Consider the following 26981-nt stretch of genomic DNA (forward strand, 5'->3'; position numbering starts at 1 on the left):
CTCCTTTCACATACCCAACTTTACTTCATTCATCTTTTGTGGATTTTGCATGATTACAATCTAAGCGTCCTTCCGGTGTAAACAGCACGTCCACTCGCAAATCTCCCGGCTCCATGGGTACTTGTGCCAACAATTGTCCCGGCAACAGCAGCGAGACATAAAGCGGACCTACGGAACCATTATTACGCTTCACTGCCTCTACCTGTGCGGTAAAGCGATCATAGTAGCCTCCGCCATAGCCGATCCTGCCTCCACGACGATCAAAGGCCAAGCCGGGCACAACAACCCAGTCGATTCCCGCCCACATTTCAGGCAACCACTCCTTGCATGTCAATGCAGGCTCAGGAATGTTCCATACGCCGGGCACCATATTTCCATACTGATCCATCTCCCTCAGCTCCATGGTTCGGGTTACCGAATCCACTCTCGGGGCCAGGACACGATCTCCCTGTGACCAACAATGCTCAATGAGGGGAGTCGTAGAAATCTCGCTGCCAAAAGAGAGATAACTAAATAAGGTTAGCTTATCCCCGTTTCTGTCTATTCTAAGCTGCTCCCATGCCTCGATTGCATGCCGACAGGCCACAGCCGATGCCTTCTGCCTTGTCAGCGGGTCCATGGAGTCACGCGCTTCCCGTTGCTGTACACGCAGCGCGTTCTTCACATTACAGACATCCACACATCCGCCCTCCCGCACAATCGTCGATAATCATCAAAACGTTACAATTGTCCCATTTGTCAGTAAGTGCTGTACGTTGCAAGTTTTTTTCATTCTTTTTCACTTCTCGTTTAAGTTTATCATTGTTTATACAAATTGACTACACGCGGCTCAAGGGTTTAGGGGGTGAAAGCAGTGCAATAGTGGGTAATTTCATGTAAACTGGAAGGAAGGTACCTGCGAAAAAGGCAGGAAGAACTGTGCAAAATGTAATGGAGGAACGATACGCTATGCTATTGCAAGTAACCGGAATTACTAAATCCTATGGAATTGAGCCCGTTCTGGACGGGATTAACCTTCAAATATTGGAACGTGAACGTATTGGACTGGTAGGTGTGAACGGTGCAGGCAAATCGACCCTGCTCAAAATCATTGCTGGTGAAATATCCTATGACAGTGGACAAATCTTTAAAGCAAAGGAAACCAGCATCGGTTATTTGGCGCAAAACAGCGGTTTGGATTCTGATCGTTCGATTTGGGATGAGATGATGCTGGTGTTCGAACCGCTGATTGCAGCAGAAAGGGAACTTCGGCAGATGGAGCAGGAAATCGCCGATCCGGCCAATGCGCAGAACGAAAAGCGTTATGCCGATCTGCTTGAACGCTATGCACGACGCTCAGACTGGTTCAAGGATCACGGCGGTTATGAAATGGAGACCCGTGTTCGCAGCGTGCTACACGGCATGGGCTTTGGTTCATTTGCACCCGAGACGCCTGTAGTCACCCTGAGCGGGGGTCAAAAAACCAGGCTTGCGCTAGCACGCATCCTACTGCTCGCTCCAGATGTCCTTATGCTCGATGAGCCTACCAACTATCTGGATATTCAGACATTGACCTGGCTGGAAGACTATTTGCGTGGCTACTCCGGCTCCCTGCTGGTCGTATCACATGACCGATATTTTCTGGATCGACTGGTGACGACGATTGTTGAAATCGAACGCCATCGCTCCACTCGCTATACAGGCAATTACAGCCGCTATATGGAACTAAAGGCTGCCGAGTATGAAACAAGCCTCAAGCATTACGAAAAGCAGCAAGAGGAGATCGCACGGATGGAGGCATTTATACAACGCAACATCGTGCGAGCCTCTACAACCAAACGTGCCCAAAGCCGCCGCAAGCAGCTAGATAAAATGGATCGTATGGATCGACCTATGGGCGATTTGAAAAAAGCCCACTTTTCTTTTGAAACCGCCTATATGTCGGGTAAGGAAGTATTAGAGGTGCGCGACCTTTCCGTAGCGTATGAGGGGAAAAAGCCTTTATTTCAGCATGCCTCCTTTGACTTAAAACGAGGAGATACGGTGGCACTGATTGGTCCGAACGGGATCGGAAAATCGACTTTACTCAAATGCTTGACCGGCTCACTTAAACCTGCTGCTGGGTCCATCCACTGGGGTACGAAGATCAAAATCGGTCTGTATGACCAGGAGCAGACAAACCTGAACCCCGCCAATACCGTACTGGAGGAGTTATGGAGCGAGTACCCTCATATGGAAGAAGCACGGATTCGGACAGTGCTGGGTAATTTCCTATTTAGCGGTGACGATGTACTGAAAAAGGTAGCTTCATTAAGCGGAGGAGAAAAAGCCCGCGTATCACTGGCCAAGCTAATGCTGCGTGAAGCCAACGTATTAATTCTCGATGAGCCTACCAACCATCTGGATCTGTTTAGCAAGGAAGTGCTGGAAGCGGCTCTGATGGACTATGACGGTACACTGTTGTTCATCTCCCATGACCGTTATTTCCTTAACAAAATGGCTGAACGTGTCATTGAGCTTCATCCTGAAGGGATAGAACATTTCCTGGGGAATTATGATGACTATGTAGCTAAAAAACAAGAGTTGGAGGAAATCGCACAGGAAGCTCTCGAGGCAAGTCAGTCCACTCGTGGCAAAACATCGTCTGCCTCTGCATCTGTAACAGACGAGACCACTCCCAAATCACGCGCGGCCACCTATGCGGCAGACAAACAAGCCAAAAGCGAGGAACGCAGCCGTCAACGCAAGCTGGAGGCATTGGAAAACAAGATCAAAACGCTGGAAGAACAAATTGTAGGGTTGGAAGAACAAATGACCCTGCCTGAGATTTATCAGGATTACACAGCACTTCAGAATATTCAGGCACAACTCGACACCCATAAACAGGAATTGACTGAAACCTATGCATCCTGGGAGGAACTGCTTGAGGCATAAAAGCTGCTGCATAAAATCTTAGCCATAAAAATTTCACATTTCCCTCTTCTATTTTTTGTACACAAGAATATCCACAGATTTTGTGCATGGACGATATTGGAAAATGGCCTTTTAGGCCATTTTTTTTATTGATAAACCGCCAACTTCAAATGAAAACCAAATTTATCCACCACTTTATCCACATTATCCACAGATTTCACAATCACTATAGCTATGATATATCCCCCATCCAGCTATCTGCTAAAAGTCTTAGCCTGCTTGCTTTGAGCCTATTTATCCACATTTTTAACGGTATATGTGGATAACTTTGTTCACAACTTGACAAATCACATCATTATTCGGGCAGTATAAAATTTTGATAATTTTTTTGGTGGAACATGAAAAATCGTGAACCATTGTGACGAATCATGCGAGGAAATAAGATACCGGCATTCATACGCTCAAACTCCTGTATTTTATCCTCTTGAAATTCTATTTATATATATGTATAGCGCGAAACAGAAAAGACACGACCCCAAAGATGTGTCGTGTCCTTCCTATTCGTTCAATTAAGTTTGAACAGACCACTCTTCCAGAGACAGCCCTGGATCAGCTTTCATGTCCAATGAGGTGAATTCTCCGCGCTTCCACTTGGCGTATGCTGCGGCACCGATCATCGCTGCATTATCTGTACAGTATTTCATGGATGGTACAAGCAGTTTGATGCCTTCACGCTCACAGCGTTCCCGCAATGCTGTACGTAGTCCACGATTGGCAGCAACTCCGCCGCAAAGCAGCAGCTGCTTCGCACCGTATTCACGCATAGCGCGAATCGCTTTTTCTACCAGCACCTCTACGACCGACTCTTGAAAGCCTCTTGCAATCGCTTCTGCATGAACGGTTTCTCCGCGCATTTTCGTCTGGTTAATTACATTCAGCACCGCCGATTTCAAGCCGCTAAAGCTAAAATCATAAGAATCCGGCTCCAGCCATGCACGCGGCAAAGTAACCACTTCCTCCGATTCATGGGCTACACGATCCACATGCGGACCGCCGGGATACGGAAATCCGATGGCTCGCGCTACTTTGTCGTAGGCTTCTCCAACCGCATCATCCCTCGTACGACCAATAAGCTGAAATTGCCCTTCGGATTCCATCAGCACCAGCTCGGTATGCCCCCCTGACACCACAAGAGAAATGCACGGATATACAATATCATGCTCCAACTGATTGGCATAAATATGTCCCGCAATATGATGCGTTCCGATTAGCGGTTTGCCGAACGCCATAGCAGCGCTCTTGGCGGCGACAATACCAACCAGCAATGCGCCAACCAGTCCTGGTCCTTGTGTCACGGCAACCGCTGAAATCTCGCGGGGGCTGATTCCCGATGTTTGCATAGCCTCATCCAGCATATAGGTAATGCTTTCCACATGTTTGCGTGATGCTACCTCTGGCACAACACCGCCAAAGGCTTTGTGTGTTTCAATCTGACTGGAAATCAGATTCGAAAGCACCTCTGTGCCATTTTTCACGACAGAAACTGCCGTTTCATCACAACTCGTTTCCACTGCCAGTATATAGCAAGGCTCGCCAGAGGCAGAGCCTGTACCTGCTTTTTCCGCTTGCGTCATTGCTCCTGCACGCTTCCTTCCTGTTCACCGGATGCCCCGTGTGCGGGAAGATCCGCCCACATGATCACGGCATCCTCGTTATTATCCGAATAATAGCCCTTGCGCACACCTGCGGGCTTAAAGCCCTTTTTCTCATACAAGCCCTGAGCGATCCGGTTCGTTACCCGTACCTCTAGGGTCATACGCTCCATCCCTAAATAAGATGCGGTCTGCATCAGCTCATCCAACAGCTTGTCTCCAAGCTTGCGTCCACGATAAGCCTCACGAACCGCAATATTCGTAATATGAGCCTCATCCATAATCGTCCACATGCCTGCGTAACCAATGGCTCGTCCATTAAGCTCCATAATCATATATTTAGCAAAATGATTCATTGTCAGCTCATTGCGGAAGGCTTCCTCCGTCCACGGCAGCGTGAACGCTTCATGCTCAATCTCCAGCACATCGGGGATGTCATCCAGTTGCATTAAGCGAAACTCAAGTTTCTCTTCCCGCTGTATGTTCTTTGCCATGTTGCTCACCGCCTCTTCAGCGCTGACGAAGCAGATTGGCTTCCGCCTCCGCCAGCTGGGTATAATTCGGAACCAGCGTATGTAGCTCGTCATATTCCTGACGAAGCAGCTTATCCGCCCCAAGGCGGCCAACCCATTTTCCTTCCAGTTCATAAGGCACGATACGAAGCTCGCTCCATGCACGCAAGCGCTCGGCTGTTTCGGCATGAATCGCCGTTTCACCGACGAGCCAAATCACCGCAGGACGCTCCTTGGCAGGCAAAACCTCCAAACGCTGCAGCAGATCATCGGTCCACGCAGTCATCAACCGGATGGCATCCGGCTCTAACCGCTGCGGGCTACCGATGTCTTTAACTGTATTTGCGGCGAACAGCCCCGTGTACACCTGACCGCGGCGCGCATCCAGCACAGGTACAATCCAATCTGCTGCCTTCGCCCCGGGCAAGTCGTTATTCACAGACTCATGTTTACCTTCTTGCCCCTTCAGCTTGATACCACGGTTCCAACCACCCCACGCCAAAGCGTGCAAAGTGGAAATGGATGTCACCGGAACGCCCCAGGCCCAAGCTAGTGTTTTGGCTGCGGTCACCGCGATTCGGATACCGGTGTAAGATCCCGGTCCAACCCCTACTGCAAGACCGTCCACATCATCGCGTGTCAGTCCTGCTTCGCTCAAGAGCCGTTCCAGCTCGGTAATGACATGCACCGAGTGATTGCGTTCGCCAAAAACGTTACTTTCTCCCAGCAGCTCTTTTCCGTTCATTAGGGCGGCCGCCATTACGGTCGTCGCTGTATCTAACGTCAAAAACCGCTCACGCGGCTTTTCATTTACATCTGTATGCTCTCTTTGCATGGTTCAAACTCCATTCTCCCGCAAAATGCGGCACCATTGTTCATAAGGCTCGCCGTACCCGGTCAGGTGAATCAAGCGCTCCCCTACATCCGTTGTTTCTATATACATGTGAAGCCGCTGATCCGGCAACATATCCGGTATAATACTACCCCATTCCACCAGACATACTCCTGTCCCATAAAAATATTCGTCCAGTCCAAGATCCTCCGCCTCGTCTTGGGAAATCCGGTATACATCCATATGATACAAAGGCAATCGGCCCTCGTACTCCTTAATGAGAGTAAAGGTTGGACTATTTACGATACCCGGTACACCTAAATGGCTGGCAAAAGCCTTGGAAAAAGCAGTCTTGCCCGCTCCCAGATCTCCGTCCAGCACAATCACGGTTCCGGGAACCGCTTGGGCTGCCAAAAAGCCTGCTAATGTCCCAGTCTGTGCCTCTGAGACAGAACGGAATACAAACTGTTCCTGCGAAATTGTCATATCTTTTAATCACCTTTCGTCCGAATCGGACCGTTCCAACTTGTTCTTTATTATATAGTTCACCTTATGTCGCCGCAAGGCATGAAGACATGCTATTGTAAGTTAAGTGTTACACACAAGGAGGGAATCAAACTGATGGGACAAACCGTTTTACTCTTGATTGATGTTCAGCAGGCAATGTTCATGTATGATGAGAAGCTGTATCGTGAGCAGGAAGTTGTAGCGCATTTACAGCAGCTTTTGACCGAAGCCAGAACTATCGGCACACCAGTAATTTTCGTGCAGCATACCGATGAAGCGGATGAGGATTTCCGGGAAAACAGTGTAGGCTGGGCCATCGCCGACGTGGTGCGTCCTCTTCCTCATGAACGAATTGTCCGAAAATCATCCTGGGACAGCTTCTACCAAACTGAATTGCGTGATGTGCTCCAGGAATTGGGGGCGGAACAGCTGATTATTGCCGGGATGCAGACTGAATTTTGTCTCGACACGACTTGCCGAAGCGCCTATAGTCTGGGATACCAGAACAACGTGCTCGTATCGGATGCGCATAGTACATTTGATAGCAAGGTACTAAGCGGCGAACAAATCGTAGCTCATCACAATGCCGTGCTAGGTAATCGTTTTGCACGTTTGCTCACAACGGCAGATGTACATTTTTCGTGAAATGTAGAAGTGAATTTTTTACGTTCCAAGCCGATTGCTTTCAAGCAGGTCGGCTTCTTTTTTTGTTCACGCGAGCAAATAAAAAACACTGACGTTATAACGTCAATGCTATAGGTGGCTCAGGCTTATATGGATTTATGTTTATCCGAATTCCAAATGTATTCATTTTGATTGGCAACTTGCCTAGCTTTTTTAGATGCTATAAGTCAGTTACAAATTTACATATAAAGGGATTTCCTCCCCTGCGATGATCTAAATGATTTGCTAAGAAATTATTTTCACAGGTTGATTTGAAATTTCATATTTAACATAAAATTCAATTTTTGATCACAATTTTCAGAAAGATCAAGAAATTAACAGAAAACATTAGGATGGCCTATTTATTGTGGAAGATATGGCTCTATATTTGGATATATGTAAAGATTTGAACATTGAGCAAAATCTGTATTAGAACTATGATAATTCTGGTTTTAATTTCCAGCAACGAAAGAAGGCGATCGGACCGTCACACTCACTGTCTTAGGCACCATGATATGCCCGCATGTAAATGTATCTTGCAGTTTCTACGTTTCGTAGGTTAGGACCGGAAAGTATGAATTGAAGTGCAGTCATGGATGTATTGTGTCTCGAACACAGCGAAAGGAATGTGAGTTTTTATGAAAAAAGTAGCTATAGTAAGCCCGTTGAGAACAGCGGTCGGTTCTTTTAACAAAACCCTTGCGCCTCTAAGCGCTCCTGAATTGGGAGCAACCGTGATGACAGCATGCCTGCAGCAAAGTAAATTGGAGCCTTCTTTGATTGATCAAATTTTTATGGGAAATGTTCTTCAAGCGGGCAATGGTCAAAATCCTGCCAGACAGGCGGCACTAAAAGCGGGTATCCCCATTGATGTACCCGAATCAACGATAAACACGGTTTGCGGTTCAGGACTTCATGCCGTCGCGTTAGCTTACGATTCAATATTGGCGGAGCAAGGAAACATCGTCTTGGCTGGAGGCATGGAGAGCATGTCGAACGCCCCTTATCTGCTAAAAAATGCAAGAAACGGCTATAAGCTTGGCAACGGTGAATTGGTAGACTCCCTGGTGGCTGACGGCCTAACATGCCCAATCAACCATTACCATATGGGAATTACTGCCGAAAATGTTGCCGAAAAATATGGAATCTCAAGACTGGAGCAAGATTCATTCGCCTATGAAAGCCAGATAAAGGCTTTCGAAGCAAAAAACAACAAGTTTTTTGAAGAGCAAATTGTTCCGGTCATGATCAAAAACAAAAAAGAAACTACTTATTTCACAGAAGACGAACACATAAGAGGAAATACGACGAAAGAAAAACTTTCAAACTTGAAGCCTGCGTTTAAAGAGGACGGAACGGTTACTGCCGGAAATGCTTCGGGAATCAATGATGGTGCGGCAGCTATGTTAGTCGTGTCGGAAGATAAATGTAAGGAACATGCGTTAAAGCCGTTGGCATATATCAAGGGTTATTCGCTTGTTGGTGTTGACCCTGCATATATGGGAATGGGACCGGTAAAAGCCATTTCGTCACTGCTGAAGAAACAGGGAATGTCGATTGATGACATTGATCTCTTTGAAATTAATGAAGCGTTCGCTGCACAAGCACTAGCGGTGCAAAAAGAGCTGGGAGTCAGTCCGGAAAAGGTCAATGTCAATGGCGGCGCGATCGCAATCGGTCATCCTGTTGGTGCAAGCGGTGCTAGGGTATTGGTTACGTTAGTTCATGAAATGGTGCGCAGATCTTCACGTTACGGCGTAGTCTCGTTATGCATCGGAACGGGAATGGGAATAGCAATGCTGGTTGAAAATGCACTCATTTAAAGTTCGTTTTCAATGATTGTTGAAATACCTCTTAAAAAGGAAGGGAGATCGCTATGAATCAAAAAGATGTACTTTCACTTCAATCCATGCCTGCGGCCAGCGGCAGTTATGGACGCCCGCCATGCCGCTTCATCAACCGGGAATTCTTCATTATTACCTATGAATCCGATCCCGCTGCTATAAGACAGGCGGTCCCGGAACCACTTCAGCCAGATGGAAGTAATACGGTCTCCTATGAATGGATCAAAATGCCCGATTCATCCGGTTTGGGAAGCTATGAGGAAAGCGGTATTGTCATTCCGTGTACTTTTCAGGGAGAACCGTGTAATTTTGTTGCCCAAATGTATTTGGATAATGCACCTGCTATTCTGGGGGGACGTGAAATCTGGGGATTTCCGAAAAAATGGGCGAAGCCTCGCCTGGTCGTTGAGGATACAGAGACGCTGACGGGTACATTGCATTACAATAACGTCCTGGTAGCTATGGGAACCACCCCTTTCAAATATAACGTGCTTGATGAAAAGGAAACGGCTAAAGCCATCGCAAAAACGCAAGTTAATTTAAAATTAATTCCTGATGTGGACGGCACTCCTAAAATTGCTCAGCTAGTGGCATATAATCTTGAAAATATTACTGTAAAAGGAGCCTGGTCAGGGCCTGCTAGATTAAGCTTGATCCCCCATGTCAATGCTCCTGTGGCAGATTTGCCGGTTAAAACTTATGTTGGCGGAAAACATTTTATTGCCAATTTAACGCTTCCATATGGAAGAGTCCTATACGATTATCTCCAATAAAGTTTGCTTTCCTAAAAATAGATAAGGAGACGGAACCATGAATAAAAAAGTAAACTCCGCTGAAGAAGCAATTAAGAAAATTAAAGACGGAGACACGGTGATGGTTGGGGGTTTTATGCAAGGAGGCATTCCGGAGGAGCTGGTGCGTGCGCTTGTCGACTCAAATTCCGCTGATAATCTTACGATCATTTCCAATGACACAGGCACACCGGAATTATCTATTTATAGACTTGTGAAAAGTGGCAGAGTAAAGCGGATTTTTGCATCCTATATCGGCTCCAATCCGGAAACGGGAAGACTCCTGATGACGAAAGAAGCGGATGTTCAACTCTTCCCGCAAGGGACGCTCGCTGAAAAAATACGCGCAGGCGGAGCTGGTTTGGGTGGTATTTTAACCCCCGTAGGTGTAGGCACCATTGTAGAGGAAGGAAAAAAGAAAATCAAAATTGACGAAAGAGAATATCTGCTCGAACTACCGCTCAAAGCCGATGTGGCGCTTATCAAAGCCCATAAAGCTGATGAAGCAGGGAACCTTGTCATCAACGGCTCTTCACGCAACTTCAATTTGGTGATGGCTACCGCAGCCGAGTATGTAGTTGCTCAGACAGACGAATACGTGAAAGCGGGGGAAATCGACCCCAATCATATCAACGTTCCCGGAATATTTGTCGACGCGATTGTAAAGGTGGGTGGAGATAATGAATAATAGAGAATTGATTATTAGAAGAATAGCCCAAGAATTCAAAGATGGTGAAGTGGTTAATCTTGGTATTGGATTGCCTACAATGGCGGTGGACTACATCCCCGAAAACGTTAATATTATGCTGCAGGCGGAGAACGGAATCGTCGGCGTTGGCCCCAAAGCAGCTCCGGGAAAAGAAAGACTCGATTGTATCGATTCAGGCGGAAACTACGTTACAACCGTGAAAGGAGCCTGCTTTATTGACAGTGCGCTTTCATTTTCCATCATACGTGGAGGGCATGTGGACGTCACCGTTTTGGGTGCCCTGGAGGTCGATGAAAAAGGCAACCTTGCAAACTGGATGATCCCCGGGAAAAAGGTGCCAGGCATGGGTGGGGCCATGGATTTGGTGGTTGGAGCCAAGAGAGTGATTGTAGCCATGGAGCATGTGAACAAAAATGGGGCGCCGAAAATACTGAAACAATGCAAGCTACCCCTAACCGCTGTAAATGTGGTAAAGACCATTGTAACCGAAAAAGGTGTCATTGATGTTATTCCGGGTAAAGGGCTGATGCTCAAGGAAATTGCTCCAGGTTTGTCGGTGGAAGATGTTCAAATGGCGACAGAGGCTGAGTTGATGGTTTCTCCACATTTGAAGACCATTGCAGTGTAAATACCAGTTCCACCTTCAAATTAACTTGTCTGGTGTTTAACTTGTCTTCACAATCGCATTCATTATATAAAATAAGGTTCGCTAATTGCTCATTGAGCAATTGCGAGCCTTTTTAGGTTGGATTCCTCTCTCCTATTGTTCTTCCAGTCGATCTACACGAACGGTTTGTGTATCGCCAGGTCTGCTGCCGATCTGTACCGTTGCCATACCATTCGCTTCATCTACATGCTCAATCCAAATCGGTTTGCCATCCAATTGGACGGCAATCGTTTCGGATGAATCATAAATGGCTTTTGCTCGTTCCACGTTCATGCTGTTCTCCTCCTACTCATTTTTTTGTGCAAAATTTAAAATATAGGTCACCTAGTCTTCGTCTATAATCCGTTCCACATCCAATGAAGGAAAGCTATGAGAAGGCGATGTTGAAACTACAGCCTCCATATCCACATGAGCAACAGCTACGGGAAAAGGTGGCGGCGTTCCATGTGAAAGAGCAAACTCGGGCGGCAATGCATCCTGTTCGCCTCCAGCAGGCCCTCGAAAGGCAATGTGACTTTGCCCCACACGATGACTGATCTGCTGAGGATAGGGTTTTCTAGGCATCAGTTGTATACCTCCTTTTGAATCGGATATGGCTTAACATTCACCAAAAAAACCGAAACCATGCGCAAGTGAAAGCAATTCGAGCCTTCATTTGCATCTCATACAATCTTTTGTACGAAGCATACTAAGTGAAAAATGAAATGCTCACAGCCCGGGTGCCCGGAATCGAAATATGAAATATGCGGATTAAAAAAAGGAGGACTGGCGGTATGCATACGGTCTGGAAAGGCGCGATCAGCTTCGGGCTGGTTCATGTGCCAGTTAAAATGTTCTCAGCAACTGAGGACAAGGACATTTCCATGCGTTATATTCACAAGGAGTGTGGGAGTCCACTAAGCTATGTACGGAAGTGCCCTGTTTGTGATAAGGAGGTTGAATGGGAGGAAATTGGAAAAGGGTACGAATATGAAAAAGGAAAATTTGTCATGTTCGACAAGGAAGAACTGGAGCAAGTTAGCGGACAAGCCGATAAAAATATCGTAATTTTGGACTTTGTGGATTTACAGGAAATTGATCCGATCTACTTTCAAAAAACGTATTATTTGTCCCCGGATCAGGCTGGCTCGAATGCGTATAAGCTACTCATGAATGCAATGAAGGATACCGGGAAAATCGGGATTGCCCAAATCTCCATCCGCTCAAAAAGTAGTCTGGCAGCCATTCGCGTGCTGGATGAATGCTTGGCGGTGGAGACCATGTTTTATCCGGACGAAATCCGTCCCATTGCTCAAGTTCCCAACTTACCTGGACAGGAGGAGGTTAAAGAGAAAGAGCTGACCATGGCAAAAATGCTGATTGAGCAGCTATCTACCCCTTTTGATGCAGCAAAGTATACGGATCAGTATCGCGAACGTCTGCTGGATCTTATCCAGCATAAAGTGGCTGGTGAAGAGGTGCGAATTGCTCCAACACAGCCTCAGACCAATGTGGTTGACTTAATGGCTGCCCTTCAAGCCAGTATTGAGGCAGTGAAGCCTGTCGTTACCGATCCTGGTCCTGCTGCGAAAAAACGTCCTACGCGTAAACCAGCAGCCGTGACAGCACAGCAGGCTGTAGCAGGCGACGCCCTCACTCCGACTCCAGTCAAAAAGAGAAGAAGCACCACCAAACGTAAAGAAACTTGAGCTTTACAGAAAAGTCTGATTAAGGGGCGGCGCTGATACTGCTTTGATACGATAGTAGCTGACTAAACGCCCCCCGTTCCTCTTCTTCCAATTGGCGGTAGTTCCCCTGCTGTATGACCTCACCTTGATCCAGTACAACAATTTGATCCGCATGTCTGATCGTTGACAGACGGTGAGCGATCACGATCAACGTCATTTGACCTTTCATCCGTTCCAATGCTGCCTGAATTGCAGCCTCATGCTCACCATCCAGCGCACTTGTCGCTTCATCCAAAATAAGTACAGGAGGATGATGCAAAATGGCCCGCGCTAATACCAGCCGTTGACGCTCTCCCCCGGACAGACGGATCCCGCGATCACCAATGACCGTGTCCAGCCCTTCAGGCAGTCTGGATACAAAGTTGTCTGCGGCTGCAAAATGTAGCGCCTCCCATAGCTGCTGTTCACTGGCATCCTTATCAGCCAGCTTCAAATTTTCGCGGACGGTCGCATGGAACAGAAATGGGTCCTGTGACACGTAACCAAACGACTGCCGCCACCGCGGCAGCAATTCGTCATCCAGCACATGACCATCGATTTTAATCTGTCCCTCAGTTGGGCGTAAAAAACCCATCAGGACATCAACCAAGGTGCTTTTGCCTGCTCCTGATTTGCCTACAATGGCGGTCATTCCCCGGGCGGGTATGAACAAATTAATATGACGTAGTGCAGGTTCTGCCGCACCCTCGTAGCAATAATCCAAATGGCTGCATTCTATTCCATTACGAAGGGATAGGGGTTGCCGTGCAGATATAGATGGTAGATGATATACCGATGAATCGAATGGGACATGAGCCTTAGAAGATGTAAGCCCGATCAACGAGGGGTCTGAGAAAGCCTCGCATTCTCGTTGCACTTTGGTTACACTCTCAAAAGCAGAGATCATAGACATGATGTATTCCAGGCTCGCTTGAATAAGGGCAAACCTGGGCCATAAGCGGGAAAATATAAGGATGAGCACCATCAATTTTTCAGGTGTAATATGCAGCCACTGGAGCGACACAAATAGGACGCTAACGACAAAAACAGCTGCCGCTATACGATGAAAAAACTGTGTGGTCGCATTTTGCCGAACAAACTGAGTCGTATTATCCTCCATACGCTGTGTCAGAGAGCGAAACCAATGGATATTCGCCGCTTCCAGCAGATTGCTTTTAATATCTTTCATCCCGTTCATATGATCCGTAATTCCGGCAAAATAAACCTGCGACAGTTCAGTGGTACGATCACCTAATTGTTTGGCATTTCGGATGGAGCGACGGAACACGACAAACAACACCAGTCCACTCAAAAACACCAGCCCGGTTAAAGAAGGGGACAACCAAAAAGCCAGCGCAATCTGGATTAGCGTAAACATGATGGCTGTGGTCAGTTGAAGGAGCAAATTCGTTCCCTGACTGACACGCGCCAGCTCGGTCGTCATCACGTGGCTAAAATCAGATTTACGCTGACGCAAATAAAAAGCCCACTGCGCCTTCATAAAGGAAGTGTATACGTCTATGCGAAGGCAACGCATAAAACGCTGCTGAATCCGCGAGCTGAGAATGGACTGGTAACGCTGAAGCCAAGCCTGCCCTGTAAGCAGCACTACGAAAAGCATTAACATCCCCGGCAACAGCCAGCTTTTAGGAATGTACGGCAAAAAATAATCAAATCCATCCGACAGAAATGGCATTTCTGAATGACCACCAAATACACCGATGGCCGCCAGCATAGGAATAAGCATATAAATGCCGACACCTTCCAGTAAGCTGACGATGATCATACATCCAATATTAAGAATTAACGCCCCGCCGTTCACAGCATACAGCTTGGTCATATATATTCGCAGGTGAGTCATAATGTACACTCCTTATCGGGTCAGTGCTTTGTAAATCGCCGCTTCAGCCAAAGAAATGGACGTAAAGGAATATACAAAAAATGCAGCTGGCGAGGCAGTGGAAAAACGACTGAATCCCTCGTAGAAGGAAACAAACGGCTGATGAGATACCATAGTCTGTGCCTTGGCTCCTTTAAGGAAAGCAAGTAAGCGCGACTAACCGGCTGAGGGGTAAACGCTGTTGTTGTAGCTCCAGCAATGGCTGGACTGGGGGCGACTGTAGTAGCACCTACAGGCTTGGAAAGGCTGCTTACAGCAGTGTTCACTGTATTCACCGGGTCACTAAGGATACTGCTGGCATCTTTCGGTATGTCAGCAGCATCCTTGACGGCGTACAGAACAGCTTCGCCTGCGGCTCCACTGGCTGAAATACCGCCACTCAAAGGGGCGGTATTCATCGACTCGGTCAAAGCTACGCTGGGCAACAGCTCTGACCGAACGAGTCTGCCTGTACCCGCCCGATTGGCAACCGGGTACGGCGCGGGGACGCTGGCCTGCATAAAGGCCAGCGCGCTCAGCGCAAGCCTGTGCGCCTGCCGGGTAGCCGATATCGGACGCATCGGCTCCGGGATCGGCGTACCCAACAGCGCAGCGGCCAGCGCCCAAGCCTGCCCGCCCGCAGGCAGGCCCCCGTAACGGCGCATTAGCGGCAGTAGCGCCCCCCAATCGACAGCGCGTACCGCAAGCCTGTCGATGTCTACTAACCAGCGCAGCCTGAACCAGCCGTGACGCGCTCCGTGTGCGCTCAAGTATAGAAATTGATGCTCGCTGCCAAGCGTATACATACAGGATGTCATCACATTCCTGCTGTCGGCAGAAGTCGCCGGTGCCATCTGACTGGCTCGAACTCCTGCGGCCTTCCCCATTTGCCGACAGTCCCAAAGCTCGTCAAAGGAGGGCTCCCGCCCTCCATCCGGGTGAAGCCGCCAGTGCAACTCGATTTCTACCCTCTTTTGCGGATGTAGGAAGGAGGCGTGATGATCCTTCCACTTCCAGCTACCAAGGACGCGCACTTCTCCGCTTTTGGACGCATATCCGGCTTCCTTCATCCAATGCTCCGCTTCATCCATGTCATCCGGGGCAATAAGTAAATCAATGTCTTTAGAGGTACGCAGGGAAACATCCCCGTATAATTGCTGCGCCAGAGCAGGACCCTTCAGCATCAGCACACGGATTCCATGAGCTGTGAGCAGCCTGGTCAGACGCTCGGCTTCTGCTTGAAGCTGGAGCATGCGTAGCGTGTTTCGTTGATATTGTGCCTGAAGGTTTCGCAGCAATTCTGCGGGGATGAACGGGTGATTCAACGTTTTCAGCTGGAGATACACTGTAGGTACCACACGATGGTGTTCTGTCAGACGCAGCAAGCGGGACCAATCCATCTCCTGCAGCTGGAAAGCAGTCGTCGTATCCTGCCATAGATTGACGTCTTTACGAAGTAGAGAGAGTAATAACGTTAATTCTTGATCCTCATTCCAATTCGCAAGTTCCAAAATAGACTTGGTAGTCATGGATTCTTCTCCTTCGATTCTTTGAACGCTCTTTGTTCCTTTTATATCGCACTAAAACAGAGAACTGCCTTTATCAGCTGTCTTCGTATTTGTAGCTGTCCCAGCACGTCTCCCGAATATTCCCACCACGGTAAACGCCCCCATCTCCCGTTCTCCCGTGACATAGATCGGCCCACTGCGTACCCATGCATGTGCGGCCAGTTGTCCCGCAGCATTTTTGGCTGTGCCTAGATACAGTGTGCAGTCCAGTTTTCTGCGTACCAGCAACGTCATAGCGGCAGCGGCTTGTACAAGACAGCTACTGCACCAAGGAGTATAACGGCTGGCCAAATCCACAGCTTGTGAAATATGACGGATAGACCTCTCCTGCCCGATCTCACACTGCCAGGGAGTTTCTTCCATGCATTTTCCCCAAGCCCCCGAGTAATCTCCAAAAGAACGACGCTGGCGAAATCTCGCGCATCCCAGCTCCAGCCAGGCTTCCGGGAACAATCTCCTGACCTCTGGAGGCAAGAGAAGAAGCCGTTGTATCCGCATGTTAGTCCAACTCCCGCAGGAGTCTCAGCAATCCTTCCCGCTCCAATTCAGCTACAAAGGTATGTACCTGCTGTCTGCACTGTTCCTCGTCCACTTCATATTCATTCATCAGGACAGTTACAATATCTCCAAGTGAAGGACTGGATTCTGCCAGTTCCCAGATCCGTCCTCCGGTGAAGCCCAAATTATAATACTTTCCAGTATGAATACTCATCATCACTTTTTCTCCGTCCATATCACTTACATAGACCTCTTCACCATACGTGACGCGATAATGATCCTTAGCTGGATTAGTGGCTGCCATAACTCTTTTCCTCCTTATGAATGAGTTCAAGTACCCGTTGTACAACCTCGGACGCCGTAAAAAAGGAGCTGTCCCTTAGCAGTCGCCAGCCTTCCACTTTCCGAGCCATCCGGGCCGCTGTATCAAAATACCATTCACCCAAACCCATTCGCGGAATGATCACCCTACGATATGTATGCTGTAGTAAAGTATGCAAGCACTCCAGTTTGTTCAAGGGCTGTTCCGTAACGGCCACTGGCTCCCCTTCCCGCATCAACTCACGGTTGGGAGAATCGCTCACAAGCTCGAATACGCCGCCCAGGGGAAGCGGATCGTTATAAAATTCGTCCACAGCAGGCACGGCATATTTATTGAACTCACCTGCAATCCTACGCAAATCTCGGTATTGTGCCCTTACAGGATTGTCGTCAGTTAGGGAAATAACGTGCTTTCTTTGTCGTACATGCCTGTTCTCCCGTAATGCCTCCAGTTGAAGCAAGCTTTCCAGCCCCAGCTTCTGCTGCGGATATGCCGGATATACGATGGCTGCGGAAGCTGTAACGTTTATAGCAATCACGTCATCACTGATCATCTGATAGCCAGCCTGTCTAAAGGCAGCAGCCAGCGTCGATTTTCCCGTGCCGGATTCACCTAAAAATGCGTAGGCCCGACCTCCGATGGCAACCGCACTTCCGTGAATAGGTAAAATCCGTTTTTGCAACAGTAGAACACCCATGCATGTGCCCAGTACAAACAGCCGCACGGTGTCAGGATCAGCCCCAGGTAACATACTTACCTCGATTTCCTGGCCTCCCCTGATGGCATAAATGGCCGTGCCCGGTATTAGGAACATAAAGCGTTCACCCTGCATTACAAAATTGGTCTGCTCCAGTTGGTCCCTCCATGCTGACAAATCAACCTGTCGAATGACCACATCCTCTACCAATCCCGGTTCTGCCGGGATCAGCTCAGGCAGAGTCAGCTCACTGGCAATCCTGAGTCCAAAGGCTGTATATTTCACCCAACTGATTTGGGCACTCCTGTCATGCGCGATAGGACTCACTCCCCTGTTCTTAAAATCCCGTCTTTATTTCTTCCGGTCCAACCTACCCCGAAAGAAATAAAGACGGCTCGTGATCGGCAAGCTTTCTGGCTCTCAGCCCAACATCAGCCAATGTATAATGATCCGTTAGCTGGGATTATACAGATCGGCATCATGATCTGACACCCAATCAATCTGTTTCCAGCCTTTACCCGCCATAGTCTGGTTAATATCCAGCACCTCAATCGTCGGTTCCTGCCATTCTTTTTTACTCATCTCATCACCTCCCCTCCCACGAATGGCACACCGTCCGATCGGATAGATCCAAATCAGTTCAAACCGCAGAGAAAGCGGTAGACGATCAGGCTGTGCATAAACAGTCGTATATTCGGATCAGATGCCTGCTCCGGACGGGGATGTCGGTATTTCGCTATAGCCGTCTTAATGTAGTCCATATTGAGATATTCGGTAGCTCGCAAATCATGACACATCACTTGCAGTTCTCCCATAAACGTGTCCCAGCAAGGGAGCATACGATGTAGCCAATCAGCAGGCTGTACGCCGCGTACCCGCTGGTTCAACCGAACATCATCAGGGAGATGATCACGCATAGCTTTACGAATGAGGGCCCTGTCCCGACCGTTTTGTACATATTGTTCAAAAGGCACCGATAAGCAAAAGCGAATTACACGGCTGTCCCCGGTCGGATCACGTTCCCACAGGCCATAACGAAGTGAAAGTTTGGTCGCCATAACACCATTTTTGTTGGCAATCGCCAAATTTGAAAATTTCTCTTTTCTTGTCTGATCGGCATTTTTCCTCCAACCTGTTCCACTCAATACAGGAATATCTTCTACATTCATCCGTTTGGCAAACTCCGGGTGAATCAGTGAAGGAATCGGACTTCGATTGCCGCGTCGCAACCAACGAGCTTCAAGTGAAGTGGCTTTTTTCAACATCACAGGTAGTAGATGAGACATACGATTGCCCGTAAGCTTGCTGTACCGCCACACTCCCTGCAAGGATTGCAGCCAATGTAAACGACGAAACTGACGGGCGTAATAATCCATTGCAGGTCCCCACGATACGGTAAAATTACCACGTGCCCCAGTCAATAGAACACCGACATTATGTTCCTGTGCTTTCTCATAAAAACCTCTGATCCAAAAGGAGTTTTCAAAATATTTGTAGGGAGTCTCCATCAACTCCAGCCAAATATCAATTTCAGAAAACGGACTTTTCCCCTCAAAATCCATATAATTTTCATGAATGTTGCCCACATAGCGAGCTGTGGACTGTATATAGCTGCGTTCGTTCGCCAGTAATGTAGGCGGTGTCCAATCTGTAAAATCTTGAACAGGTACATAGCTGTAGGCATGTAGCGGCTTGTGTTGTAAGTGCAGCGCTGGTGCGGCAAAGCTGGCAACCGCTCCAGAATCCAATCCCCCACTCAGGGCAGCCCCTACGGCGCGATGCGTCCGTAATCGGGCAGTTACCGCCTGTGAGAACACCTCGCGGAAAGCTTCTATGTATTCGCCCCCTGTTTTGAACCGCAGCGGCTCTACCTCATCCAGACATGCATATTTACGGAGCAATTGCTTTCCCTCTTCCATGGTGAACCAATGTGCAGGAGGCAACTGATTGATATGCTTGTAGGCAGTCGTTCCAATATCGACGGATTCCTGCATTGCACGGATCGATAAGAATTCGGCCAGCCATGGTTCATGCAGTTCTTTTCGCAGAGAGGACAGAACCCATAGCGGAGCGACTACCGTGCTAAACGCAAATCCTCCGTCATATTGGTAGGTGTACAGCGTACGATTGCCTGTCATATCTCTAGCACCATATAACCGATGTTTCTTAGCATCCCAAATGACAAAGGCAAAATCGCCTATCAGATAGCTTGCTGCATCTACACCCCATTTGTCATATGCCAGCAAAATCAGCTCGCTGTCCGTGATACCTTGTCGCTGCCCCTGCTCAACTGCCAGCCGTTCAAACAGCTCAGAACGATTGTCAATGATCGCATCGGCCGTAATGGCCAAATCTCTCAGCTCATCATAGAAGGGAAGACGCTCATGGACAGATTCGGGGGTCACATGCTGGGCATGACATCCCAAAAAAATGGAACCTTCACACCAAGTGCACACACGGTCAGCGGGATATTTTTGCAGAGTTTGCATCATTCTCTCGCCTTCTTCAGCATATACAGACTCATGCCCAAATCTATAGATTCCGGCAATTGCACTCACGTTCTCCCCCCTTTTTCTTTTCCGATACTTGATAACACTACAGACGCCCAGCGCCCGAGCTTACGGGCAAATAGACGGGATCCGATACCTTGGCTAGGGCGCTGATAGCTTTGGAGCTGCTCGATAAGCCTGTTCCGCTCTTCAAAGCTATGTGCCAGTCTGTTTTCCAGCGATTGAATTCGTCTATCACTCACGACCTGTGATATATCCATCCTTGCCGGGTTGTGAGGTGCTGCATGACGGGTTGCATTTGTCATGAATACTCTGTTATCTGCATCGTGTTCTTCCAGCATCCGATAAGCTGCCTTCCATTCAAAGCCACTTTGTTGGAGGAATTGGTGTGTACGTCGACTCAACAGCTCTACATCCGGATCATCTTCAAAACGGACTCCAGTCATCTGCTCAGCCTGTTCCAGCGCCTCCCCGTAACCAAGCTGCCTAAACAAGCGAGCTCCAATACTTCTGCAATACAGTTCAATTTCCATTTTACTTAACAGATGTTGCCAGCTATGTACCGAATTCTGATGCGCCTGTTCATGCTCCATGACAAACGGATCACCCGCTCCCATGCTATAAAAAAGACTGGATTGGGGCGTATTCGCAAAGTTCCCGTACCTTTCCATTCCCGGCTCATAATGGATCCCCAGAAAATGACACAGCTTCTCGATCTCCATCCTTGGATTGGCTACGAGCTGTTCATACATCAGCGGGTATGCAAGTGGATGAGGTGTGGCAAAATAATGAGCGTAACGGAACAAACCAACCGTAATATCTGTCATTTTCATATTAAAATGCGGACTCCCCAGTTCCTTCAGCAGGTGAAAGTGTCCGCCCCGGAGCTGATTAACCTTTTTAAACGAAGCCACGATGGCTAAAGGATTGCGGATAAGCCATACTCGGCGGGCAGCCGGGAACAAACGGTCTAAAAATTCAAGCACTGTATAGTAACGCGGTGATTTGTCGATAAGCATATCAGCGGTCGTCCCTTGAAGCAGGCCATTATATATTTCAAGTGCATACGAACGAGAGGCCTGCTCCAATACCTGTGGAGGGACCATGCCTTTAAAAAATTGCCGGAGTATTCCTGTTCCTCCATATGGCCGGGCATGTGACTGAGGAAGATCATATAAACTAAGCAGAAACCACATTTCCTGCGTGGCAAACAGGCGGGAATGGTTTTGCAAAATGGCGGTTAGCAGCGAGCTTCCACTTCGAGGGACACTCAACAAAAATACTAGCTTTCCGCCTTGCTTTTCAATCAAGCACATTCCTCCTCTACCTCTGCTCAAGACGTTTTAATAGATACACATCGTATTTTTATTATAATTTATGATACATAGTGTATCTTGTCAATCCCCTTAATGGATAAATTCTGTGCTGCACGTTCATGTTAAACCTTATGTAGATTTAGAAGTGCAGCCAGCTGTCTGTAAATAATGATCTTGCTGCATGTTAGCCAAAGGAGCATAGCACTATGGGACGAGCTGTTAAAGGTACGATTACGATTGAAGGTCACGAAATTGCGATCACAAACCCGGATAAACCGCTGTGGCCCGAAGCAGGTGTAACTAAGGCGCTATATCTTCGCAAGCTTGCGGTATTGGCCCCCTTCCTGCTCAAATATTGCCATCAGCGTCTACTGACTGTCATCCGTTGGCCACATGGGATTCATGGGGACTTTTTTTATCAGAAAAATGCCCCACATCCTCGGCCAGACTACATTGAAACCGCTCTGCATGATGGCATTGAGTATATCGTGCTTGGAAAGCTGCCCCAACTACTCTGGCTCGGTAATCAAGCTGCGTTGGAATTTCATCCCTCTCTGCACCTAGCAGGAAGCCAACTGCCCTGTGAATGGATGATTGATCTTGATCCATCCAGAGAGGTCGAGCCACGCATTATGGAGGCTGCCTCCATTGTAGGCGAAGTATTAGCTTCGCTTGGGTTGGACTCTGTCCCCAAAACCTCCGGGGCCACGGGTGTACAAATTATCGTCCCGATCCGTCCAGGCATAACCTTTGACGAGCTTCGCAGCATCGGACTGTTGGTTGGACAATTTGTAACGGAAAAGCACCCGCATCTATTCACACTGGAACGATTAAAGAAGGATCGCGGAACAGCCATTTATTTTGATTATTTGCAGCATTATCAGGGAAAAACCTTAGCCGCTCCTTATACTCCACGGGCACGTCCCGGCGCTACGGTCTCCACTCCACTAACCTGGGAAGAGGTACGGCAGGATGTGTCACCACTTGATTACCATTTGCTGAATATTGAGGAACGGTTAAACCAGATAGGCGACTTGATCGACAAGGTTCCTCCCCAGCCTGTAGAGGACATCCTCAAGCATATGCGTTCCAAAACACACCCAACCTAATCCATGCTTTGAAGCACAAAAAAGGGGACGAACCCCGCAGCCATAGGCTGAGAAATTGTCCCCTTGCGCTAGTGTATTCCTTTTTTCTTAAAACGTCCGCCCTTCACATCGTGAATATTACCAATCGCAATGAAGGCGTGCGGGTCCCAATCCTCAACGATGCTCTTGAGCTTCGCTTCCTCCAGTCGGGTAATGACGACGAAAATCACTTTCTTGCTCTCGCCTGTAAAGCCGCCTTCACCTTCCAGATAAGTTACACCCCGTCCAAGACGGTCCGTCAGGGCATCTCCGATATCACGGTATTTATCACTAATAATCCAGACCGATTTGGACTGATCCAGACCCTCAATCGTAATATCAATCATTTTCATAGCAATATAATAAGCAATCATGGAATACAGGGCATTCGGCCAACCGAACACAAAACCCGCACTTCCCAGAATGAAAATATTAACAAACAGTACGATCTCACCGACCGAAAAAGGAGTTTTTTCACTGACGAGAATAGCTACGATCTCTGTCCCATCCAGCGAGCCGCCGGACCGAATCACAAGACCTACCCCAACGCCGAGAATGACACCCCCAAAGATAGCGCCAAGCAGCGGTTCCCCAGGAGTCAATGCACTTACATTGTGAAGTAACGCAGTTCCGATGGACATAACGACGATGCCGAATAATGTGGATAAAGCGAAGGTTTTACCGATTTGTTTGTAACCGATAAGTAAAAATGGAAGGTTCAACAGGGTCAGGAAAATACCGAGCGGATAACCAGTAATCTTGGAGGCCATAATGGAGATACCTGTAACGCCTCCGTCAATAACGCCATTAGGAACCAGGAATATTTCCAATCCCACTGCCATCAGCGCTGCACCAACCACGATCATGGCTGCACGCTGTAATAAGCGTTTTACTTTGTTCTTTGGATTAGCTGGAATTTTGCTGATCTTGGTCAACTCTCCGGTTACATCTGTGATCTCAGACAGATTTTGGACTTCCTTGCTCACTACACTCATATATAAATCCCCCCGTTACAGTATGGTATATTAGACCGAAAAAGGGGCTGCTCTCCGCAGTCCCCTCTCCTTTACGGCGCTTAGTTATATGATTAGTATATCATAAAACTGTGATTTTGCGCAAAAAAGTTAGCAAAGAGCACATAAATCACAATAAAGCGGGATTATATTGATAAAAACGGCGAAAACCGCCTCTAAAGGAGGGGAGAGAGCATGCGAGTTAGAATTTCAGCTATTTTTTGAGATCGAGGACGTCTGCGGAACACGTTCAAATCTATTTTTGAAGAGTTGGAAATGTCCTCTACAAAATCTGCCGAAAGCCGTTTTAACGCCGAAGTCGCAAAAAGTACAGCGGTCAACTCAAAATTATAGAAAAAGCTTCGCATGTCCATATTGGCGGTCCCAACCGAGCCGAGCAAATCGTCCACAATTACCACTTTGGCGTGGATAAATCCTTTTCGATATTGGTAGAACTCCACTCCCGCCTCAAGCAAATCTTGTACATAGGACAGTGACGCCAGGTGAACCAGTTTTGAATCTGATTGGTAGGGAATAATAATTTTCACATCTATGCCACTGACGGCCGCCAGCTTCAGCGCCTCATAAATCCCCGGATCGGGAATAAAATACGGCGTCGTTATCCAAATCCGCTTTTTGGCAACCGTGAGCGCTCCAAAGCACAATTCCTGAATCGTGTCCCATACCTGATCGGGACCACTGCTCAAAATCTGTACTTCCTCATCCCCTGTGCAGGTATGTGGAGGAAATAAATTCACGTCCATCAGCCTCTCTCCCGAAGCCAGCTTCCAATCGCTAAGAAACACATTTTGCAGAAAATAGACGCCATCTCCTTCAATCTGCAAATGCGTATCCCTCCAAAACCCCACTTTGGGGTACTTTCCGAGATAATCGTCGCCTATATTGATTCCCCCCACAAATCCGATTGTGCCGTCCACCACTACGATTTTCCGGTGATTGCGATAGTTAATTCGGCGGTCCAGCGTGGCGAAAAACGGCGGTAGAAAATAATGAAATTCGACCCCAGCCTCATTACAGGTGCGAATAAATGAATAGGGTAAATTGTAGCTCCCTACGCCGTCCACAATGAATCGTACCTTAACTCCCTCGAGTGCCTTACGGATCATGACCTCCTGAAATTTTTTTCCGATTTCGTCTGCCCGAAATATGTAAAACTCCACATGGATATGATGTCGTGCCTGTTCCATCGCTGTTAGCATAGCCTCAAAGGTTTCTTCCCCGTTCGTCAGCACACGTGTACGGTTGCAGCCTGTCAACGGGTTTTCCGACATACGAATTAACTGGTTAAACAGACGCTCCTGATGCTTAAAATGAGGATTGTGCATTTGCTCTACATTTTCAATCACCTTGGTTTGCGCCCACAGACGTTCACGGAATTCACGAAATAGCTGCGATCCTGCTTTACGAACCACTTTGCGCTTCTGGTAATCCTGTGCAACAAAATAGTACACCACAAAACCAATAAGCGGGAAGCAAAACAAAATAAAGAGCCAGGCTACCGCTTTGGACGGCTTGCGAAATTCAAAGAGCAGAATCGTCCCGGTCTGAAAAATAAAAATAATTAAAACCAACAGCAACCACAGCATGTCTAAGCCTCCTTATATATCTACGTTTTATACAAAGCTCCAATTTTTTTGACATGTTTGCCTCTTAAGCTGAATAGATAGTAACCAAGCACTATAGGAGCGATGTCCGGAAAGGAGCGATTATGAAAAAAGGAAGCCTAAATCGCCGGATGACCCTGCTTGTCATTCGGGATGCACAGCAACCGCCCAAGCAGCTACAATGCTCCGCAGCCGCTGTCATTCTCGTCCCGACCCTTGTGATCGCATCAATCTCTACGCTCGTGATCGGGCTGCAAATCCGTTCTTCCCATATTATTTCCCAAATGGAAACCAATCTTGCTGTCCAGAGTTTGCAGATGGAGGTCACAGTAGCAGACAAAGACGCAGCCATTGGGCGACTGCGGCAGGAAGTCATGGAGCTGACGAATCAAGCCACCAGTATTCGCGAACGTCTCCAGCGTGTAACAGAGCTGGAACAACAAATGCAGCAATTCATTCGTAAACACGGAAATTCCTCCAGCGCAAGCAGCAATAAATCAACCATAACCCCGCTCTCCTGGGATGCTTCCGGCCATACTGGGGGTGAATTGATCGCAGTGCATGAAAATACAGCTCTTCTAGCCCGCCAGGTCATGGATGATTTTCAGGAAATCGAAGCTCTGCTAGACACTGTGGAGCGTACGGTTCCGCGCTCTATTCAACAGGCAAATGCCGTCCAGCAGAACCTGGAGCGCCAACAAGCCGCGCAGCTGCTCCAGACCCGCAGACTGGCACTTGCTGAACAAGGGAGGCCCTCCATTTGGCCTGTTGGTTCGCGGCGCATGACCTCCAGCTTCGGCTACCGCAGCGACCCATTTACGGGTAGATCCGCTTTTCACTCCGGCGTGGACATTGCCGGTCAATCCGGTGATCCTGTCTATGCGGCAGGGGCAGGCACTGTGCTGGAGGCCGCTTCCAGCGGAGCCCGTGGCAATTGCATCATCATTCAGCATCCTGACGGACTCCAAAGCTGGTATATGCACCTAAGCGGGATGCAGGTAGCTCCCGGGGACCGTGTTCACAAAGGACAGACCATTGGCCTGCTGGGAAGTACAGGGAGAAGCACGGGACCTCATCTTCATTTTCAGATCGTCAAGCATAACCAACCTGTCGATCCATTGCTGTATGTACAATAAGGATTTTGCAAAATACTTACTATAAAGGATTGGAGGAAAACGTTCATGTTCAAGGAATCCAAAAAAAAGCTCTCCACCCCGGCGACGGATACACTGCTCGCTAACGGCACTAGCTTTGAAGGTACGATTGAGGCAGAGGCCAATATTCGCATTGACGGTCATTTCCAGGGCGATATCTATAGCACTCGTACTGTCGTCATTGGAGAATCAGCAGTTGTACGTTCGGACATCATTGCACGGGACGTCATTCTTGCCGGCAAGGTATTCGGCAGCATCACCGCGGAAGGACGGCTGACCATTACACCGACAGGCGAACTATATGGAAATACGGCGACCCCTACATTGGTCATTTCTGAAGGCGGCATACTGAACGGCACGAGTCAAATGAATCAAACTATGGAGGCAGAGTCGCCAACTGCTATAGAGAAATCAGATGATGAAAATCAATCCAGTTTCAGCCAAGACAATGAGGATAGCCAAGCCTCCCTACAACCCGAAGCGGGATAGGGCGGCTT

At 48.1% G+C, this 26981-nt stretch carries 27 protein-coding genes; 10 read left to right on the forward strand and 17 right to left on the reverse strand.

Annotated elements, in window-relative coordinates:
• Positions 1-25: 25 nt before the first annotated feature.
• Positions 26-679, reverse strand: coding sequence for a 5-formyltetrahydrofolate cyclo-ligase (locus BN1546_RS05215; protein WP_090736308.1), 654 nt, complete (start codon positions 677-679; stop codon positions 26-28).
• 269 nt (positions 680-948) lie between these two features.
• On the opposite strand from BN1546_RS05215, the gene BN1546_RS05220 reads away from it, so the two are divergent.
• Positions 949-2913 (forward strand): ABC-F family ATP-binding cassette domain-containing protein, encoded by a 1965-nt coding sequence (locus tag BN1546_RS05220; protein ID WP_058710860.1) that lies wholly within the window; start codon positions 949-951, stop codon positions 2911-2913.
• Positions 2914-3461: 548 nt separating this feature from the next.
• On the opposite strand, the gene tsaD is transcribed toward BN1546_RS05220, so the two are convergent.
• From tsaD to tsaE, 4 genes are read right to left on the reverse strand one after another with little or no spacing between them, the layout of a single operon-like run.
• On the reverse strand, positions 3462-4526 hold the full coding sequence (tsaD, locus tag BN1546_RS05225; protein WP_090736311.1) for a tRNA (adenosine(37)-N6)-threonylcarbamoyltransferase complex transferase subunit TsaD: 1065 nt from the start codon (positions 4524-4526) through the stop codon (positions 3462-3464).
• Positions 4523-5038 (reverse strand): ribosomal protein S18-alanine N-acetyltransferase, encoded by a 516-nt coding sequence (gene rimI, locus BN1546_RS05230; RefSeq protein ID WP_013369872.1) that lies wholly within the window; start codon positions 5036-5038, stop codon positions 4523-4525. Before rimI ends, tsaD begins: the two co-directional genes overlap by 4 nt.
• Before the next feature lie 16 nt (positions 5039-5054).
• Positions 5055-5891 carry a tRNA (adenosine(37)-N6)-threonylcarbamoyltransferase complex dimerization subunit type 1 TsaB gene (tsaB, locus tag BN1546_RS05235; protein ID WP_090736313.1) on the reverse strand — a complete coding sequence of 279 codons (837 nt, stop codon included), beginning with the start codon at positions 5889-5891 and terminating at the stop codon, positions 5055-5057.
• A gap of 3 nt (positions 5892-5894) precedes the next feature.
• The gene (gene tsaE, locus BN1546_RS05240) at positions 5895-6374 is read right to left on the reverse strand and encodes a tRNA (adenosine(37)-N6)-threonylcarbamoyltransferase complex ATPase subunit type 1 TsaE (RefSeq protein ID WP_013369870.1); all 480 of its coding nucleotides are present in this window, start codon (positions 6372-6374) and stop codon (positions 5895-5897) included.
• Between the two features lie 135 nt (positions 6375-6509).
• Between tsaE and BN1546_RS05245 the strand changes: the two genes are divergently transcribed.
• The 5 genes from BN1546_RS05245 to BN1546_RS05265 all read left to right on the forward strand — a co-directional run bounded on the left by BN1546_RS05245 (position 6510) and on the right by BN1546_RS05265 (position 11030).
• The gene (locus BN1546_RS05245) at positions 6510-7040 is read left to right on the forward strand and encodes a cysteine hydrolase family protein (protein ID WP_013369869.1); all 531 of its coding nucleotides are present in this window, start codon (positions 6510-6512) and stop codon (positions 7038-7040) included.
• Positions 7041-7696: 656 nt separating this feature from the next.
• The gene (locus BN1546_RS05250) at positions 7697-8881 is read left to right on the forward strand and encodes an acetyl-CoA C-acetyltransferase (protein WP_013369868.1); all 1185 of its coding nucleotides are present in this window, start codon (positions 7697-7699) and stop codon (positions 8879-8881) included.
• Positions 8882-8934: 53 nt separating this feature from the next.
• Positions 8935-9675, forward strand: coding sequence for an acetoacetate decarboxylase (locus tag BN1546_RS05255; RefSeq protein ID WP_019686439.1), 741 nt, complete (start codon positions 8935-8937; stop codon positions 9673-9675).
• 37 nt (positions 9676-9712) lie between these two features.
• Positions 9713-10381, forward strand: coding sequence for a CoA transferase subunit A (locus BN1546_RS05260; RefSeq protein ID WP_090736316.1), 669 nt, complete (start codon positions 9713-9715; stop codon positions 10379-10381).
• The gene (locus BN1546_RS05265; RefSeq protein WP_013369865.1) at positions 10374-11030 is read left to right on the forward strand and encodes a 3-oxoacid CoA-transferase subunit B; all 657 of its coding nucleotides are present in this window, start codon (positions 10374-10376) and stop codon (positions 11028-11030) included. The genes BN1546_RS05260 and BN1546_RS05265 overlap by 8 nt, the downstream gene beginning before the upstream one ends.
• Before the next feature lie 132 nt (positions 11031-11162).
• Here BN1546_RS05265 and BN1546_RS05270 read toward each other — a convergent pair whose 3' ends face one another.
• Both BN1546_RS05270 and BN1546_RS05275 read right to left on the reverse strand, forming a co-directional pair.
• Positions 11163-11342 carry an H-type small acid-soluble spore protein gene (locus BN1546_RS05270; protein ID WP_013369864.1) on the reverse strand — a complete coding sequence of 60 codons (180 nt, stop codon included), beginning with the start codon at positions 11340-11342 and terminating at the stop codon, positions 11163-11165.
• Positions 11343-11393: 51 nt separating this feature from the next.
• On the reverse strand, positions 11394-11633 hold the full coding sequence (locus tag BN1546_RS05275; RefSeq protein ID WP_013369863.1) for a hypothetical protein: 240 nt from the start codon (positions 11631-11633) through the stop codon (positions 11394-11396).
• Positions 11634-11842: 209 nt separating this feature from the next.
• Here BN1546_RS05275 and BN1546_RS05280 point away from each other — a divergent pair, with 209 nt between their 5' ends.
• Positions 11843-12757 (forward strand): non-homologous end joining protein Ku, encoded by a 915-nt coding sequence (locus BN1546_RS05280; protein ID WP_090736319.1) that lies wholly within the window; start codon positions 11843-11845, stop codon positions 12755-12757.
• Between the two features lie 19 nt (positions 12758-12776).
• On the opposite strand, the gene BN1546_RS05285 is transcribed toward BN1546_RS05280, so the two are convergent.
• The 8 genes from BN1546_RS05285 to BN1546_RS05315 all read right to left on the reverse strand — a co-directional run bounded on the left by BN1546_RS05285 (position 12777) and on the right by BN1546_RS05315 (position 21565).
• Entirely contained in the window at positions 12777-14636 is a 1860-nt protein-coding gene (locus BN1546_RS05285) for an ABC transporter ATP-binding protein (protein WP_090736321.1), read from the reverse strand.
• A gap of 20 nt (positions 14637-14656) precedes the next feature.
• Entirely contained in the window at positions 14657-16183 is a 1527-nt protein-coding gene (locus BN1546_RS05290; protein ID WP_090736323.1) for a nucleotidyltransferase domain-containing protein, read from the reverse strand.
• Between the two features lie 51 nt (positions 16184-16234).
• Complete coding sequence (locus BN1546_RS05295; RefSeq protein WP_090736326.1) at positions 16235-16720, reverse strand: lasso peptide biosynthesis B2 protein; 486 nt, start codon at positions 16718-16720, stop codon at positions 16235-16237.
• A 1-nt stretch (position 16721) separates the two neighbouring features.
• On the reverse strand, positions 16722-17024 hold the full coding sequence (locus BN1546_RS05300) for a lasso peptide biosynthesis PqqD family chaperone (RefSeq protein ID WP_013369858.1): 303 nt from the start codon (positions 17022-17024) through the stop codon (positions 16722-16724).
• The gene (locus BN1546_RS05305; RefSeq protein WP_090736328.1) at positions 17011-18066 is read right to left on the reverse strand and encodes a dephospho-CoA kinase; all 1056 of its coding nucleotides are present in this window, start codon (positions 18064-18066) and stop codon (positions 17011-17013) included. Before BN1546_RS05305 ends, BN1546_RS05300 begins: the two co-directional genes overlap by 14 nt.
• A gap of 126 nt (positions 18067-18192) precedes the next feature.
• On the reverse strand, positions 18193-18321 hold the full coding sequence (locus BN1546_RS27025; RefSeq protein ID WP_013369856.1) for a paeninodin family lasso peptide: 129 nt from the start codon (positions 18319-18321) through the stop codon (positions 18193-18195).
• 53 nt (positions 18322-18374) lie between these two features.
• Positions 18375-20297: an asparagine synthase-related protein gene (locus tag BN1546_RS05310; protein WP_090736331.1), complete on the reverse strand. Its 1923-nt coding sequence runs from the start codon at positions 20295-20297 to the stop codon at positions 18375-18377.
• A complete protein-coding gene (locus BN1546_RS05315; RefSeq protein ID WP_255305270.1) occupies positions 20294-21565 on the reverse strand; it encodes a sulfotransferase family protein in 1272 nt (423 codons plus the stop codon). The genes BN1546_RS05310 and BN1546_RS05315 overlap by 4 nt, the downstream gene beginning before the upstream one ends.
• Before the next feature lie 206 nt (positions 21566-21771).
• On the opposite strand from BN1546_RS05315, the gene ligD reads away from it, so the two are divergent.
• A complete protein-coding gene (gene ligD / locus BN1546_RS05320; RefSeq protein ID WP_090736333.1) occupies positions 21772-22674 on the forward strand; it encodes a non-homologous end-joining DNA ligase in 903 nt (300 codons plus the stop codon).
• A 68-nt stretch (positions 22675-22742) separates the two neighbouring features.
• Here ligD and BN1546_RS05325 read toward each other — a convergent pair whose 3' ends face one another.
• Both BN1546_RS05325 and cls read right to left on the reverse strand, forming a co-directional pair.
• On the reverse strand, positions 22743-23687 hold the full coding sequence (locus BN1546_RS05325; protein ID WP_013369852.1) for a YitT family protein: 945 nt from the start codon (positions 23685-23687) through the stop codon (positions 22743-22745).
• Between the two features lie 194 nt (positions 23688-23881).
• Entirely contained in the window at positions 23882-25312 is a 1431-nt protein-coding gene (cls, locus tag BN1546_RS05330; RefSeq protein WP_090736336.1) for a cardiolipin synthase, read from the reverse strand.
• A gap of 122 nt (positions 25313-25434) precedes the next feature.
• Here cls and BN1546_RS05335 point away from each other — a divergent pair, with 122 nt between their 5' ends.
• Both BN1546_RS05335 and BN1546_RS05340 read left to right on the forward strand, forming a co-directional pair.
• Entirely contained in the window at positions 25435-26466 is a 1032-nt protein-coding gene (locus BN1546_RS05335) for a M23 family metallopeptidase (RefSeq protein WP_025678082.1), read from the forward strand.
• Between the two features lie 45 nt (positions 26467-26511).
• Positions 26512-26973, forward strand: a complete 462-nt coding sequence (locus BN1546_RS05340) for a bactofilin family protein (RefSeq protein WP_025678079.1) — start codon at positions 26512-26514, stop codon at positions 26971-26973.
• The last annotated feature ends 8 nt before the right edge of the window (positions 26974-26981 follow it).

This window comes from Paenibacillus sp. Mc5Re-14, assembly GCF_001049835.1.
GTDB classification, from domain to species: domain Bacteria; phylum Bacillota; class Bacilli; order Paenibacillales; family Paenibacillaceae; genus Paenibacillus; species Paenibacillus polymyxa_C.

What these genes read in the sequence shown, in the direction of transcription:
- BN1546_RS05220 (WP_058710860.1), top strand. Translation starts at nt 949, where the DNA reads ATGCTATTGCAAGTAACCGGAATTACTAAATCCTATGGAATTGAGCCC.
- tsaD (WP_090736311.1), bottom strand. Translation starts at nt 4,526, where the DNA reads ATGACGCAAGCGGAAAAAGCAGGTACAGGCTCTGCCTCTGGCGAGCCT.
- rimI (WP_013369872.1), bottom strand. Translation starts at nt 5,038, where the DNA reads ATGGCAAAGAACATACAGCGGGAAGAGAAACTTGAGTTTCGCTTAATG.
- tsaB (WP_090736313.1), bottom strand. Translation starts at nt 5,891, where the DNA reads ATGCAAAGAGAGCATACAGATGTAAATGAAAAGCCGCGTGAGCGGTTT.
- tsaE (WP_013369870.1), bottom strand. Translation starts at nt 6,374, where the DNA reads ATGACAATTTCGCAGGAACAGTTTGTATTCCGTTCTGTCTCAGAGGCA.
- BN1546_RS05245 (WP_013369869.1), top strand. Translation starts at nt 6,510, where the DNA reads ATGGGACAAACCGTTTTACTCTTGATTGATGTTCAGCAGGCAATGTTC.
- BN1546_RS05250 (WP_013369868.1), top strand. Translation starts at nt 7,697, where the DNA reads ATGAAAAAAGTAGCTATAGTAAGCCCGTTGAGAACAGCGGTCGGTTCT.
- BN1546_RS05255 (WP_019686439.1), top strand. Translation starts at nt 8,935, where the DNA reads ATGAATCAAAAAGATGTACTTTCACTTCAATCCATGCCTGCGGCCAGC.
- BN1546_RS05260 (WP_090736316.1), top strand. Translation starts at nt 9,713, where the DNA reads ATGAATAAAAAAGTAAACTCCGCTGAAGAAGCAATTAAGAAAATTAAA.
- BN1546_RS05265 (WP_013369865.1), top strand. Translation starts at nt 10,374, where the DNA reads ATGAATAATAGAGAATTGATTATTAGAAGAATAGCCCAAGAATTCAAA.
- BN1546_RS05270 (WP_013369864.1), bottom strand. Translation starts at nt 11,342, where the DNA reads ATGAACGTGGAACGAGCAAAAGCCATTTATGATTCATCCGAAACGATT.
- BN1546_RS05275 (WP_013369863.1), bottom strand. Translation starts at nt 11,633, where the DNA reads ATGCCTAGAAAACCCTATCCTCAGCAGATCAGTCATCGTGTGGGGCAA.
- BN1546_RS05280 (WP_090736319.1), top strand. Translation starts at nt 11,843, where the DNA reads ATGCATACGGTCTGGAAAGGCGCGATCAGCTTCGGGCTGGTTCATGTG.
- BN1546_RS05285 (WP_090736321.1), bottom strand. Translation starts at nt 14,636, where the DNA reads ATGACTCACCTGCGAATATATATGACCAAGCTGTATGCTGTGAACGGC.
- BN1546_RS05290 (WP_090736323.1), bottom strand. Translation starts at nt 16,183, where the DNA reads ATGACTACCAAGTCTATTTTGGAACTTGCGAATTGGAATGAGGATCAA.
- BN1546_RS05295 (WP_090736326.1), bottom strand. Translation starts at nt 16,720, where the DNA reads ATGCGGATACAACGGCTTCTTCTCTTGCCTCCAGAGGTCAGGAGATTG.
- BN1546_RS05300 (WP_013369858.1), bottom strand. Translation starts at nt 17,024, where the DNA reads ATGGCAGCCACTAATCCAGCTAAGGATCATTATCGCGTCACGTATGGT.
- BN1546_RS27025 (WP_013369856.1), bottom strand. Translation starts at nt 18,321, where the DNA reads ATGAGTAAAAAAGAATGGCAGGAACCGACGATTGAGGTGCTGGATATT.
- BN1546_RS05315 (WP_255305270.1), bottom strand. Translation starts at nt 21,565, where the DNA reads ATGTGCTTGATTGAAAAGCAAGGCGGAAAGCTAGTATTTTTGTTGAGT.
- ligD (WP_090736333.1), top strand. Translation starts at nt 21,772, where the DNA reads ATGGGACGAGCTGTTAAAGGTACGATTACGATTGAAGGTCACGAAATT.
- BN1546_RS05325 (WP_013369852.1), bottom strand. Translation starts at nt 23,687, where the DNA reads ATGAGTGTAGTGAGCAAGGAAGTCCAAAATCTGTCTGAGATCACAGAT.
- cls (WP_090736336.1), bottom strand. Translation starts at nt 25,312, where the DNA reads ATGCTGTGGTTGCTGTTGGTTTTAATTATTTTTATTTTTCAGACCGGG.
- BN1546_RS05335 (WP_025678082.1), top strand. Translation starts at nt 25,435, where the DNA reads ATGAAAAAAGGAAGCCTAAATCGCCGGATGACCCTGCTTGTCATTCGG.
- BN1546_RS05340 (WP_025678079.1), top strand. Translation starts at nt 26,512, where the DNA reads ATGTTCAAGGAATCCAAAAAAAAGCTCTCCACCCCGGCGACGGATACA.